Source organism: uncultured Bradyrhizobium sp., assembly GCF_936928535.1.
Classification (GTDB): Bacteria; Pseudomonadota; Alphaproteobacteria; order Rhizobiales; family Xanthobacteraceae; genus Bradyrhizobium.
In genome coordinates this window covers 23,623-35,978 of record NZ_CAKZHY010000092.1, presented here as the reverse complement: position 1 = coordinate 35,978, position 12,356 = coordinate 23,623, and the positions used below count along the sequence as shown (strand labels likewise).

11 protein-coding genes and 2 pseudogenes are annotated in these 12,356 nt (G+C 63.1%); 6 read left to right on the top strand and 7 right to left on the bottom strand.

Annotated elements, in window-relative coordinates; genetic code table 11:
- Positions 1 to 20: 20 nt before the first annotated feature.
- Entirely contained in the window at positions 21 to 1,040 is a 1,020-nt protein-coding gene (locus Q0687_RS14685) for a transporter (RefSeq protein WP_298877826.1), read from the bottom strand.
- Positions 1,041 to 1,148: 108 nt separating this feature from the next.
- Positions 1,149 to 1,925 (bottom strand): acetoacetate decarboxylase, encoded by a 777-nt coding sequence (locus Q0687_RS14680; RefSeq protein ID WP_298877824.1) that lies wholly within the window; start codon positions 1,923 to 1,925, stop codon positions 1,149 to 1,151.
- A 159-nt stretch (positions 1,926 to 2,084) separates the two neighbouring features.
- On the opposite strand from Q0687_RS14680, the pseudogene Q0687_RS14675 reads away from it, so the two are divergent.
- From Q0687_RS14675 to Q0687_RS14665, 3 genes and pseudogenes are all read left to right on the top strand, one after another.
- Positions 2,085 to 3,259: pseudogene (locus tag Q0687_RS14675) on the top strand (patatin-like phospholipase family protein).
- 101 nt (positions 3,260 to 3,360) lie between these two features.
- Entirely contained in the window at positions 3,361 to 3,810 is a 450-nt protein-coding gene (locus Q0687_RS14670; RefSeq protein ID WP_298877822.1) for a c-type cytochrome, read from the top strand.
- Between the two features lie 245 nt (positions 3,811 to 4,055).
- Complete coding sequence (locus Q0687_RS14665) at positions 4,056 to 5,531, top strand: FAD-binding oxidoreductase (protein WP_298877821.1); 1,476 nt, start codon at positions 4,056 to 4,058, stop codon at positions 5,529 to 5,531.
- Between the two features lie 25 nt (positions 5,532 to 5,556).
- Here Q0687_RS14665 and Q0687_RS14660 read toward each other — a convergent pair whose 3' ends face one another.
- The 3 genes from Q0687_RS14660 to Q0687_RS14650 form a co-directional block, all read right to left on the bottom strand.
- Complete coding sequence (locus Q0687_RS14660) at positions 5,557 to 6,096, bottom strand: hypothetical protein (protein WP_298877820.1); 540 nt, start codon at positions 6,094 to 6,096, stop codon at positions 5,557 to 5,559.
- A gap of 322 nt (positions 6,097 to 6,418) precedes the next feature.
- Positions 6,419 to 7,978 carry a carboxyl transferase domain-containing protein gene (locus Q0687_RS14655; RefSeq protein WP_298877817.1) on the bottom strand — a complete coding sequence of 520 codons (1,560 nt, stop codon included), beginning with the start codon at positions 7,976 to 7,978 and terminating at the stop codon, positions 6,419 to 6,421.
- The gene (locus tag Q0687_RS14650) at positions 7,908 to 8,882 is read right to left on the bottom strand and encodes a helix-turn-helix domain-containing protein (protein ID WP_298877815.1); all 975 of its coding nucleotides are present in this window, start codon (positions 8,880 to 8,882) and stop codon (positions 7,908 to 7,910) included. Before Q0687_RS14650 ends, Q0687_RS14655 begins: the two co-directional genes overlap by 71 nt.
- Positions 8,883 to 8,976: 94 nt before the next feature.
- On the opposite strand from Q0687_RS14650, the pseudogene Q0687_RS14645 reads away from it, so the two are divergent.
- Positions 8,977 to 9,197 (top strand): annotated as a pseudogene (locus tag Q0687_RS14645) (acetyl-CoA carboxylase biotin carboxyl carrier protein subunit).
- Between the two features lie 147 nt (positions 9,198 to 9,344).
- Positions 9,345 to 11,192: a glutaminase A gene (glsA, locus tag Q0687_RS14640; RefSeq protein ID WP_298877814.1), complete on the top strand. Its 1,848-nt coding sequence runs from the start codon at positions 9,345 to 9,347 to the stop codon at positions 11,190 to 11,192.
- A 93-nt stretch (positions 11,193 to 11,285) separates the two neighbouring features.
- On the opposite strand, the gene Q0687_RS14635 is transcribed toward glsA, so the two are convergent.
- Both Q0687_RS14635 and Q0687_RS14630 read right to left on the bottom strand, forming a co-directional pair.
- Positions 11,286 to 11,588: a nucleoside triphosphate pyrophosphohydrolase family protein gene (locus Q0687_RS14635; RefSeq protein WP_298877812.1), complete on the bottom strand. Its 303-nt coding sequence runs from the start codon at positions 11,586 to 11,588 to the stop codon at positions 11,286 to 11,288.
- A gap of 25 nt (positions 11,589 to 11,613) precedes the next feature.
- Positions 11,614 to 12,141 (bottom strand): carboxymuconolactone decarboxylase family protein, encoded by a 528-nt coding sequence (locus Q0687_RS14630; RefSeq protein ID WP_298877811.1) that lies wholly within the window; start codon positions 12,139 to 12,141, stop codon positions 11,614 to 11,616.
- Here Q0687_RS14630 and Q0687_RS14625 point away from each other — a divergent pair.
- Positions 12,140 to 12,322, top strand: coding sequence for a hypothetical protein (locus Q0687_RS14625; RefSeq protein WP_298877809.1), 183 nt, complete (start codon positions 12,140 to 12,142; stop codon positions 12,320 to 12,322). The genes Q0687_RS14630 and Q0687_RS14625 overlap by 2 nt on opposite strands.
- The last annotated feature ends 34 nt before the right edge of the window (positions 12,323 to 12,356 follow it).

The following is a 12,356-nucleotide window of genomic DNA, read 5'->3' as shown; positions in this document are numbered from 1 at the left end:
GCTGATACCGACTGAATGCTCTACTTTCTGAAAATGCCCGTGCGCCGCATGAACATATAGGCCGCGCCGATCGAGCAGATCATCATCGCTGCGGCCCAGAGGAAACCTTCGTCGACATCGGTGAGCGGCAGCCCTTTGGTGTTCATGCCGAAGATGCCGGTGATCAGCGTCGGCGGTAGCAGCAGCGTCGTGACGATCGAGAGCGTGTGAAGGTGCCGGTTGCTCTCCTCCTCGTTCTTGAAACGCAGCTCTTCCTCGAGCAAGCGGCTGCGCTCGCGGAGCTCGACGACGTCGTGATCCAGGCCGTCGAGCCTTTGGGCGAGCTTGCCGGCCTGAATGCGCAGCCCCGGCGACAGATGATCGGTGTTCTTCTGATCGAGCCGGTGAAACAGCACGCGCAGGCCGGTGAGCTGCCGATGCAACCTGACGCAGGTCCGGCGCAGCCTTCCGAGCGTGCGACGCATCTCCGGCTTGGCGTCGTCGGCCAGGATCCGTTCCTCGATGCCGTCGATCTCCTGGCCGAGTTTATCGGCCATCCTGTCCAGCGTGTCGGCGACCTCATCGACGATCTTTTCCAGGAGATGCGCGACATTGTCGACGCGGTAGCCGCCCTCGAGAACGCGCCGCGTCGCATCCGCCGAGCACAGCGCCTGGTGACGGCCAGAGACCAGCAGATGCTCGGTCATGGCGAAGCGCAGGAACGCGGTCTCCTCCGTCGCACTATCGATGTCGCGAACGAGATCGGAGAACACGCCGTAGACGCAATGGTCGATGACGTGAAGTTGCTGGAACGTGTCATTCGACAGCAACAGTTCGCGCGCCAGCGGCGGCAGCGTCGAGGCCGTAACCCACGTCCGCACGCGACCATCTGTCAAATTGAAATGCAGCCAGAGCCGACCATCATGGCTGAACTCGATCGGCTGGTCGATCGGCAGCGCTTCCGCGCTGCCGTCACTGTGCAGACGAAACGCCCACACCAGACCAGGAATGACAGGCGCGACCTCAATGTTCGCGCTGACAAGCATTGCCGGCTCGGCCATGCTGACCCCACATCGTTGCAGCCCAATCGGGGGACCGTTATTGGCCTCCTCCGGATCCTCAGTGCAGTCAATTACGTCAATGTTACAGCTTCATGATGGTGCACTGCCCTATTCCGCAGCGAGCCCCGTCGCGGCCTGCGCTTCCTTGATGTAGTCGTGCACGACGCGGCCGAACGGCAGCGTCAGATCGGCGATGTAGTGATGCGCGCCAATACAGCGGCGCACTGGGAAATCCGCAACCGGCGCATTGACGTGCGGGACCAGGTGTAGACGGCCCGTCCCCATCCAGGAGCCCTTCGGGACGATGTCGATGAGGTTGATCGCGACGAGTTGGCAGACCTCGAGATGACCGTCGACGCCGGGGATCATCTTCAGATTTACTTGCGTCTTCGACAGCGTCGCGCGGGTGAGATCGCCGTTGCCGGCCATGCTCTCGTGCTTGTAGCCCATCGTGCCCATGGCGACGAGCTGACCGGCATATTCCAGCGTGCCTGTCAGCGTGTCCTTGACGATCTCGAGCTTGGGATGGGCGTATTTCTTGGGAAAGCCCCAGATCTCGCGTCCCGCGGCGATCGGGGGATCATCGTCGAGATACATCTGGGAGACGAAGTTGACCTCCTCGCCACGCAGCCGCGCCGGAATCACGAGACCGGACTCGGTGTAGCTACCGAAGCCCGAGGAGTCCGGCATCTTGATCCATTCATAGTGCACAATGGGCTGGTCGATCGGCTCCAGCGGCTCAGGCAGGCCGGCGCGGATCAAGTCCGGATCGGTCTCATAGGTGATGACGAGGAACTCGCGATTGACAAAGCGGTACGGCCCGGCCGGGTAGCTCGGGCCAGCAGCCGGCATGGACGGAAGTCTCAGCACGTCTTCCCTACGCATCGCTGTCTCCTGTGTGATGCTCGCCCGGCAGAGTCTGTTGCGACGCAGATTGCTAACCGTCGTCATTGACTGCGGTGTGACGATTTCCCTCGACTTCGGCCTTGTCATCACGCCGTCACTACCGAACGCAATCGTCAGGGCTAGCCAGGAGGCATCGCTATGGACGCCCGGACGTTGCAACCGACACACCAGACCCATCAGCCGCCCGCGCGAGGCTGGCGGCCCGAGCGCTGCGACCGCGTCGCGCTGGTCCTGCAGGGTGGCGGCGCGCTCGGCGCCTACCAGGCCGGCGTCTATCAGGCGCTACACGAGGCCGGCATCGAGCCCGACTGGGTCACCGGCGTTTCGATCGGCGCGATCAACTCGTCCATCATCGCCGGCAACAGGCCGGAGAAGCGGCTCGAAGCGCTGCGCATATTCTGGGAGCGCATCACCAACCGCAAGATCTGGCACTACACGCCCGACGGCGACATCTTCCGTCAGTGGCGCAACCTCTATAGCTCCTGGATGACGTCAGCGATGGGCCAACCTGGCTTCTTCACGCCGCACCAGATGAATCCATGGTTCAGCCCCGTCGGTGCCAAGACGGCGACGAGCTATTACGACACGGCCGCCCTCAAGGCGACGCTGCTCGAGCTCGTCGACTTCGAACTCATCAACGAGAAGAGGATCCGCTTTGCAGTCGGCGCGGTCAACGTGCTCTCGGGCAACTTCATCTATTTCGACAACGCCCATGACGAGATCGAGCCGGAGCACATCATGGCCTCCGGCGCCCTGCCCCCGGCGCTGCCGATGGTGCGGATCGGCACCGATCATTTCTGGGACGGCGGCATCGTCTCCAACACGCCGCTGCAGCATCTGCTCGACCAGGAGGACGCGCTCAATTCGCTGGTGTTCCAGGTCGACCTGTTCAGCGCGCGTGGCGTGCTGCCCCGTTCGATCCAGGACGTGATGGCCCGCCACAAGGACATCATGTATTCCTCGCGCACCCGCCACAACACCGACGTCTACCGTCGCACCCATAATCTCAAGGTGCTGCTCTACAAGGCCTTGGCCAAGATCCGGACGAGCAGCTCTCCGACGAAGACCGCAGCCTGAAGGCGAGCCTGCGCAGCATGCCTGAAATCGCGATCCTGCACCTGATCTACCAGCAGAAGGCCTATGAGGGCGACGCCAAGGATCACGAGTTCTCGGGCACCTCGATGCGCGAGCACTGGACCTCCGGCTACGAGGACACCAAGCGCACGCTGAAGCGACGCGACTGGATCAAGATGCCGGACGAGGGCATGGGGCTCGTCGTGCATGACGTGCACCGGGAAACGGAGAGCGCCTAAGCGCCAAGCTTATGCCGGAAGCCGGTCTTGATGTGCATCAAAAGGTCGGGGAACGAAGCAGCTAGTAATTGAGGCCTTGCTGGCCCGCGTCGGAGCGCAACATGGTGCAACATGGTCTAAAGTGTTTGATGATAGCCGGTCTTGCCGCGGGTTTCGCCGTTGCAGCCCAAGCCGAAGACGCAGACATCGGCAAGGGGGAGTTTCAGTCGTCCTGCGCGAGCTGTCACGGTGCGGATGCCAGGGGCAAAGGACCGGTCAGCGACCAGCTGAGGGTACCGCCTGCCGATCTGACCATGCTGGCCAAGAACAACAACGGCGTGTTTCCCACGGATGCCGTCTATGCAACCATCGATGGAATGAAAACAGTTCCCGCCCACGGCACGCGTGAAATGCCGATTTGGGGGGAGCGATTCAATCCCATCGTCAACCTGCCCCACTATGTTGACCCGTCCTATTGGAAGCTGGCCGGGCCGGATCAAAGCCCTGAGGTCGTCGTCCGCAAGCGCATCCTCGCTGTGATCGATTATCTGAACCGCATCCAGCAGAAATAGCAGCCGACAAGATCGGGAACCACCTGCCCTTCGCGCCTGGACGCCTCCAGAGCGGAGGGCAAAACGCTTGCCTGCGCCACGGCCAGCCAAGCCGCTGCGCATTGCCCCGGAACCTCGCCGCTGTCGAAGGGCGCGCCCAGGCTCGGGGCATATTGCCGTTAGACTTCGCGGCCCAAACGTGGACAATACGACCTCAAGCGCTTCGCGCGCGGCAGTGCACACCAAGATGCGCCAGAGGAAACCACATGCCGACTGCCTTCCCGTCACCCGTCCCCACCATTCCGACCGTTGCCTTGACCGCCCAGCTCCGCGATGCGCTGCGAGCGATCGTTGGTGAGAAGGGCTTGATCGAGGACGAGCACGGCATGCAGCCGTTCATCACCGATTGGCGCGGGCAGCTGTTTGGCAAGGCAGGCGCCGTCGTTCGGCCTGCCAGCACCGAGGAAGTCTCCGATGTGGTCCGGCTTTGCCATCAGCACGGTGTCGCGATCGTGCCGCAAGGCGGCAACACCGGGCTGATGGGCGGCGCGACGCCCTGGCCTGCCCATACCGGCATCGTGCTGTCGCTGGGCCGGATGAACCGCGTGCTGGACGTCGATCCCGTCGGCTATGCCATGACGGTCGAGGCCGGCTGCGTGCTGGAAACGCTTCAGGAGACTGCGGCCGGTCACGACAGGTTTCTGCCGCTCAGCCTTGGCGCCCAGGGCTCCTGCATGATCGGCGGCAACCTTTCGACCAACGCCGGCGGGGTGCAAGTGCTGCGCTATGGCAATGCCCGCAATCTCGTGCTCGGGCTCGAAGTCGTGCTGCCCAATGGCGATGTCTGGAACGGATTGCGGGCGCTGAAAAAGGACAACACCGGCTACGACCTCAAGCATCTCTTCATGGGCGCCGAGGGCACGCTCGGCATCATCACCAAGGCCGTACTCAAGCTGTGGCCGGCCCCCAAGGACGTTTGCACGGCCTGGCTCGCGATCCGCGATCCCCGCGCGGCGCTGGAGATCCTCTCCGAAGCGCATGCGGCCTCCGAAGACAATGTCGGCTCCTGCGAGCTCTTGAGCCGCGCGGCCGTCGACCTCGTGATGCGCCACATTCCCGGCGTCCAGGATCCCCTCAAGGCGAACACGCCGTGGTACCTGTTGATGGAATGGTCGTCCTCGCGCCCGCGGCGGGACGGCGCCGACGGCATGTCGGAGAAGCTGGAGCAATTTCTCGAAGGTCAACTCGAGGCCGGTCGCGTGCTCGACGCGGTGATCGCGCAGACCGTCAGTCAATCCCGCAATATGTGGCGCATCCGGGAAGCCATGGCCGAGGCGTCGCGTGCCGAGGGTCCGGGGATCAGCTACGACGTCTCGGTGGCGATCTCCAGAATCCCTGAATTCATCGACAAGGGGCTCAAGGCTACGCTCGACATCCTCCCGAGCATTCGCCCCTATCCGCTGGGGCACATCGGGGACGGCAATCTGCATTTTTCGTTCATGGGGCCTGAAGGCATGGATCAGCAGACGCTGAACCAGTACACCGCGGCCCTCACCCGCGCCGTAAACGATCTCATCACCTCCATGGGCGGCTCGATCTCGGCCGAGCACGGCATCGGCATCGAAAAGCTCGACGAGCTCAGCCACTACCGCTCGAAGACCGAGCTCGACATCATGCGCACCATCAAGCGCGCGCTCGATCCGCAGAACATCATGAATCCCGGCAAGGTGCTGCGGGTGTGATGGCCGCAGCACCCTCTTCGTCGTATCAGGCGTGTGGGTTGACGATGGTGTAGCCGCGCAGCGAACGCGCGTGCATGCGCGTGGCGTGACCGCCCGAATTGGCATCATACGCCATCCACACGTCACCACCGAGCGGCTGCTCCAGAACGAAGACATGACCGTGCCGCGCGGCGACCATTCCCGGCGCCGGCGCCGCGCGCGGAAAGCGCAGCCAGTTCGATGCGAGATTCAATTCCGGCACGACATGACCGAACACGCGGATCGCCGCGCCGCAGCCGCAGAAGGATGAGGGACAGCCGGCCGGACGGCCGCCGACGACGCGATCGCCGGTGACGCTGATCGTCGTGGCGGCGGCATTACCGGCAGGCATCACGCTCATTTGCATGGAGCGATAGGCCTGCAACTGACGCCTCGGAGCCCGCTCGGGGCGTGCTTGCGAATATGAAAAGTCGCAGGGCATAGTGACGTTACATTCAGGCGCCTGAAGGCCGCGATAGGGCCGCGCTTCGGCGGCAATAGAGCTGGCAGCAATCGCGAGACACGCAGAAACAACTTGCTTGATCATTTGCAGGACTCTGGGTTGGAGGGTCCTGCCCCGGCCGCGAGAAACCAATATTGCTTTGGCTGAAATGAGCCTGAAGAGCGGCGGAAGAAAGTGCGCGATTAACCTGGGTTAAGTTCCCAACGAACACCGACGCAACAGCGCGAAAGCCGCGAAAATCGGATCACTCCGTTGCGTGCCCCGGACGCGACGCAGCGCGCCGCGCTTGCGGCGTGATGCGTTGCAGAGCCGGGGCCCACCCCTCCGATATCTCGCTTGTGGTTTTCTGGGTCCCGGCTCTGCGCAGCAACGCTCGCGCGTTGCCGCTTGTCCGGGACACCAGAGCTTACGGCCGGATCGTCATGTTCTCCGGTGGCCCGACTTTGCGCAGCGGCTCGGCGAGACGTGCGAACTCGCAGAGCAACGACCGCGTCTTGCGCGGATCGATGATCTCCTCGACCCAGAATTTTTCGGCCGAGCGGAACGGCGAGCGCAGCTTGTTGAGCCGCTCCTCGATCTCCTTCAGCTTCGCCGCCTTGTCCTCGGCCGCGTCGATATCGGCGCGGTAGGCGGCCTCGATGCCGCCTTCGAGCGGTAGCGAGCCCCAATAGGCCGACGGCCAGGCGTAGCGGATCGAGAACCGGTCGGCCGGCTGATGCACGACACCCGCGACACCAAAGGCGTTGCGCAGGATCACCGTGCACCAGGGCACGGTGGTCTGGTTGACCGCCGCCATGGCGCGAACGCCGTGACGGATGGTCGCCGCCTTCTCGGCGTCGAGGCCGATCATGAAGCCGGGGCAGTCCATGAGATAGACGATCGGCAGGTGGAAGGTCTCGGCGAAGTCGACCCAGCGCACCACCTTCTGACAGGCATCCGCGGTCCAGGAGCCGCCATAGTGAAAACTGTCGCTGGCGAGGACCATCACCACCCTGCCCTCGAGCCGCGCGAGCCCGACGATGATCGGCTTGCCGAAATTGCCGGCGACCTCGAAGAACGAGCCCTTGTCGACGACCGATTCAATGATCGGCCTGACCTTGTAGACCTGCTTGCGGTTGCGCGGCACCGCCTTCATCAGCGCTTCTTCCGTCCGCTCCGGATTGTCGATGCAGGGCAAGGTCGGCGGCAGCTCGTAGACCGAGGACGGCAGATAGGACAGGAAGCGCCGGGCGCAGGCAAAGGCCTCTTCCTCGGTGTCGACGGCATGATCGACAGCGCCGGCCTTGGTCTGGATGTCGGCGCCGCCGAGTTCTTCCTTCGAGAGATTCTGGCCGAGCGCCTTCACCACTGGCGGGCCCGCGACGAACATCGCCGACTTCCGCGTCATGATGGAATAGTGGCTGGCGGCGAGACGCGCGGCGCCTAAGCCCGCGACCGAACCGAGGCCAAGCGCGACCACAGGCACGCGCGACAAATTCTCCGTCGTGAAGCGATACCAGCGCGTGCCGCCGATACCGCCAGGCAGATTCGCCGCACCCTTGGTCTCGATGGTCTTGACCGAGCCGCCGCCGCCGGAGCCCTCGATGATGCGTATGATGGGCAGACGGAAGTCGTGCGCCATCTCCTCCGCCATCAAGGGTTTTGCCGAAATCGACGCATCCGCCGAGCCGCCGCGCACGGTGAAATCGTCGCCCACGACGACCACGGTGCGGCCGTCGACCTTGGCGCGGCCGAACACGCAGTTCGCCGGCGTCACCGTCTTCAGCTCGCCCCTGGGATCGTACTCACCGATGCCGGAGACGGCACCGATCTCGTGGAAGCTTCCCTTGTCGATCAGTTTGTCGATGCGTTCCCGAACTGTCAGCCGGCCCTGGTCATGCTGTCGCTTGACCTTGTCAACGCCGCCCATCTCCCGCGCGAAGGCTTCGCGCCGGGCGAGCTCGTCGAGTTCCGGCTTCCAGTTCATTCACTCCCTCCGAACTCATCGGCTTGTTATTGTTATGCACGGCCATTGCGACCGGTTTGCGCGAGATGCGGTTGTTGAAAGCATCGCCTTCGACGCCCTCCATCAGGCTGCCGAGCGAGCGGCCGAGCGCCAGCATCAGCGGCGCGACCTCAGCATCCAGGCGTTGCTCGTCATACATCGCCGACAATAGCCCGATCGTGACGACCACGAAGGTTTGGTACTGCGGCGACCAGATCGGCACCGCGAGGCCATTGATGTGCGGGCTCCACAGGCCGCAGGCCGTGACATAGCCGCGCTCGTGCAGCGACTGCCTGTTGGCTTCGATGCGCGGCCGCAGGATCTTTGCAGCCTCCGGCGCTTCGCGCTCCATGTCGTTGATGAAGGCATCGCCGACTTCAGGTGGCAGCGCCGCGGTGTAGGCCGCCCCCGCGGCGGTCGAGGCCATCGAGATGCGGCTGCCGGTGCCCTCGTGCAGACCGAGCGCGGAAGGCGAGCGCGCGAACTGCAGATAAACCAGATGGAAGCGATCGGGCACGACGAAGCCGACGGTGCCCGGCAATTGCTCGGCGACTTCCTGAAGCCGCTGCCGGATCATGCTGCGCAGCTGCGCGCCCTTCATCATCGAGGCGCTCATCGCCACCGCGCTCGGACCGATCCGATACTTCTGATCGCGCGGCAGATAGACGAGTTGCCCCATGCGCGTCAGCGTGTGCGTGAGCCGCGACACCGTCGAACGCGGCAAGCCGCAGCGATTCGAAATCTCGAGATTGCCGAGCCGCGCCTCGTGGCCCTCGAAGCATCGCAACACGTCGAACGCGCGCGACACCACCTGGATGACATCACCCTCACCGGCATCGCCAGCGAGCGCACCTTGCCTGCTTAACCGCTCCGAACGTCGTCCCATGATCCCTACCGGTTGTTCCGCTGTGCGGAATTAAATTCCACTTGTGAACGACGCTACCTCAGGCATTTTGCGACGACAACAAAAAGGCGATGGCATGCCAGAAATTAAGATCGCACTGACGTCGCGGGCCGCATCTGCGCAACTCCCGTGCAAGTTGGAGGAACCCTCGCCAACGGCGACGACGTTGTGGTCGTCGAAGCCATGAAGATGGAGATACCGGTGCTCTCGCCTGCATCAGGTACGCTCACATCGCTGCTCGTGAAGATCGATGACTTTGTTGCCGAGCGACAAGCGATCGTAATCGTCGCGAGCTGAGCACGCGCCGCCTGCTTCTGATCCGCGACAATCTGAAACCGATCATATCGGGATAGCGCGCGGCATCTTGCGTTCGGGCGTTATGCTGGGCGAGCATACGGATCGCGACGGGTTGCGCGTATGCTTAATGCGTTGCACAAGGGAGCAATGATAGCGCAACCGCCGCCCGCTTCTGCCTGGACCCGCTCGAAACCACCGCTGCTGCGGTTTCTCGACACATGCCTGAATGAATTCTCTGCGGAAACTACGGGTCATGTCGCGGATTATATTCCCGAGCTGAGCAAAGCCGACCCTGCCTATTTTGGCATCAGCCTCGCCACGCTCGACGGCCATGTCTACGAAGTGGGCGACTCCCGGGTACCCTTCACCATCCAGTCGATGTCGAAGCCGTTCGTGTTTGCGCTCGCACTCGACCTGCTCGGCGCAAGCCATGTCGAGAGCGCGATCGGTGTCGAACCCTCCGGCGATCCTTTCAACTCGATCCGGCTCAATTCCGAGAACCATCCCTTCAATCCGATGGTCAATGCCGGCGCGATCGCCTGCACCGGGCTGATCCACGCGAGCAAGGGCAATGATGCCTTCGAGCAGATCCGTCTTGCGCTCAGCCGATTTGCCGGACGCGACCTCGCGGTCGACGAGTCCGTCTACGCTTCGGAGAGTCAGACCGGCGACCGCAACCGCGCCATCGGCTATCTGCTCAAGACCAATGCGGTGATTTCGGACAATGTCGCCGGCGTGCTCGACGTCTATTTCCGGCAATGCGCCGTGCTGGTCACCGCGCGCGACATCGCGGTGATGGCAGCAACGCTCGCCAATCGCGGCGTCAATCCCGTGACCGGCGAACAGGTGCTGACGCCTTATGCGATCTCGCGCACGCTGTCGGTGATGACGTCGTCGGGCATGTACGACTATGCCGGCGAGTGGATCTACCGGATCGGCATTCCCGCCAAGAGCGGCGTCGGCGGCGGCATTCTGGCCGCGCTCCCCGCTCGCCTCGGGCTTGGCAGCTATTCGCCAAGGCTCGACAAGCACGGCAACAGCGTGCGCGGCATCAAGGTCTGCGAGGCGCTGTCCTCGCATTATGACCTGCATATGCTCAACCGCAGCGACGATGCCCGTAACGCCGTCATCGCCGACTACGACATCGGCAAGAGCCCGTCTCGCCGCGTCCGCCGCCAGCAGGAGCGCGACATTCTCGCCGCGCATGACCAGGCCGTGCGTGTGATCGAGCTGGTTGGCGTGCTGTCACTGTCGGCGGTCGACTACGTGACGCGCCGGCTCGCTGGGCAATCGCGGCCGCAGATCGTCGTGTTCGATCTGCACCGCGTCACCTCGACGACACGAGCTGGTGCCCGGCTCCTCGCGGAAGCTTTCGAGGAACTCGCCGAGCTCGATGTCACCGTGGTGATATCGGGCGTCAGGCGCGCCTCGAAAGAATGGAATACGCTGCGGGAGTGGACCGCCGAGCTGAAGAATGTCCGCGACTTCTATCTGCTCGACACCGCAATCGAGTGGGCGGAAGACCAGATCGTCTACCGCTATGGCGGCTCGATCGATTTTCACGAGACCACCGAACTGTCGGAGCAGCCGCTGCTCGACGGTCTCAGCGCCGAAGAGCTGACGGACCTCGCCTCGATCTGCACCATCAGGACCTATCAGTCCGGCGCAAAGATCGTCACGACGGGAGATCCCGCCGATGCCCTGTTCTTCCTGCGCAGCGGTGCCGTGCATGTCACCCTGCCCGATGGCGTGCGCCTGGCGACACTCACTGCCGGCATGGCCTTTGGCGAGATGGCGCTGATCGAGACGTCCCGCTCCGCCGACGTGTTCGCGGACATGGCGGCGACCGCGTTCGAGGTGTCACTGAAGGATTTCGAGCGCTTTCGCAGGCAACACCCGCGTGCCTCCGAGCGCATCATGCGCAATTTGGCGCAGCTATTGGCCGATCGACTGATCGTGGCCAACACCAAGGTCGATATCCTGACGTCGACGTGAGGCCCAGAGCCGGCGCATCGTTGTCTCCACAGCGTCGAGGCCGGGCTTGTCCCGGGCATGACGACCTCTTGTGAGTGAATCTTATACCTCTCTCTACCGGCTCGCCGCCTGGCTGATGCGCCGCTTGATCTTGGCGGAGCTGGCCTTCAGCAGTTCGGACGGCTGCTGGCCGGTCGCGGCGCAGAGGCAGGCCCAGTAGTAGATGACATCACCGAGCTCTTCGACCAGACCCGCCTTGTCGAGCCAGTCGTCGCGGAGCAGCTTCTTGATGTGCTCGGCGACCTCGCCCGCTTCGCCGGCAAGGCCAAGGCCGAGATAAGAGAGCCGCTCGTTCGAGGGATGCTCATCGACTTTTGCAATGGTTGCGGCCCAGGCCGCATATTCATCGATCGTCATGACCATCCCTCGCGGCTCGCGCTGATCAGCCCACCACTTCGGTGACGGGCTGGAGATCGATCTCGAACGTCTCCAGGAACTTTGACGTCATGATGTAGAATCCGACCGAGAGCTGCAACTCGACGAGCGCAGCCGGTGTCAGCTTCGCGGCGATTGCCTTGAAGGTCGCATCCGTCGGCTTCTTCAGCTTGACGACCTCGTCAGTGAAAGCGAGCGCGGCCCGCTGGGTTTCGTCGAAGCAGCTGGCGGCCTGCCAGTTCTCCAGCGCCGCGTTCTGCGCGTCGCTGACGCCGACATTCTTGCCGATGCGCTTATGCGCGATGATCTCGTAGGGCGCCTCGCACAGAATGCCGGTACGCGTAATCGCGAGCTCGCGCACAACAGGATCGAGCTCGCCCTTGTGCCTGATGGCACCACCGAGGCGGCAATACTGCTCAAAATAACTCGGAGAATGCGCCATCATGCGGAAAATGTTGGCGTTGCGGTTCTTGTCGAGGATTTCGCGGGTGCGGTCGGATGCCTTGGACGGATCGCTGTAGTCGATACGGGCCATGATTTTCCTTGAGTTTTTCCTGACGCTTTTGAGGCTTATTGTCGCGAGCGGAATAAGTTCCCAAAAACTCTATTCGCAGCCCGACGCAGGAGCAACATCATCGAGTCAAATTGCCGCCGCATTGCTGATCGACCTTGGCACAGTCGATGTTCGCCGCGTGGGGACACATTGCGGTGAATAGTCGAGTGGGGTGTTCCGAGTAAAAACAATTGGCC

Bases quoted from the DNA above. Each gene is read 5' to 3' on its own strand.
- Q0687_RS14665 (WP_298877821.1), top strand. From the start codon at position 4,056: ATGCCGACTGCCTTCCCGTCACCCGTCCCCACCATTCCGACCGTTGCC.
- Q0687_RS14670 (WP_298877822.1), top strand. From the start codon at position 3,361: ATGGTGCAACATGGTCTAAAGTGTTTGATGATAGCCGGTCTTGCCGCG.
- Q0687_RS14630 (WP_298877811.1), bottom strand. From the start codon at position 12,141: ATGGCCCGTATCGACTACAGCGATCCGTCCAAGGCATCCGACCGCACC.
- glsA (WP_298877814.1), top strand. From the start codon at position 9,345: ATGATAGCGCAACCGCCGCCCGCTTCTGCCTGGACCCGCTCGAAACCA.
- Q0687_RS14655 (WP_298877817.1), bottom strand. From the start codon at position 7,978: ATGAACTGGAAGCCGGAACTCGACGAGCTCGCCCGGCGCGAAGCCTTC.
- Q0687_RS14650 (WP_298877815.1), bottom strand. From the start codon at position 8,882: ATGGGACGACGTTCGGAGCGGTTAAGCAGGCAAGGTGCGCTCGCTGGC.
- Q0687_RS14635 (WP_298877812.1), bottom strand. From the start codon at position 11,588: ATGACGATCGATGAATATGCGGCCTGGGCCGCAACCATTGCAAAAGTC.
- Q0687_RS14660 (WP_298877820.1), bottom strand. From the start codon at position 6,096: ATGATCAAGCAAGTTGTTTCTGCGTGTCTCGCGATTGCTGCCAGCTCT.
- Q0687_RS14680 (WP_298877824.1), bottom strand. From the start codon at position 1,925: ATGCGTAGGGAAGACGTGCTGAGACTTCCGTCCATGCCGGCTGCTGGC.
- Q0687_RS14625 (WP_298877809.1), top strand. From the start codon at position 12,140: ATGATTTTCCTTGAGTTTTTCCTGACGCTTTTGAGGCTTATTGTCGCG.
- Q0687_RS14685 (WP_298877826.1), bottom strand. From the start codon at position 1,040: ATGGCCGAGCCGGCAATGCTTGTCAGCGCGAACATTGAGGTCGCGCCT.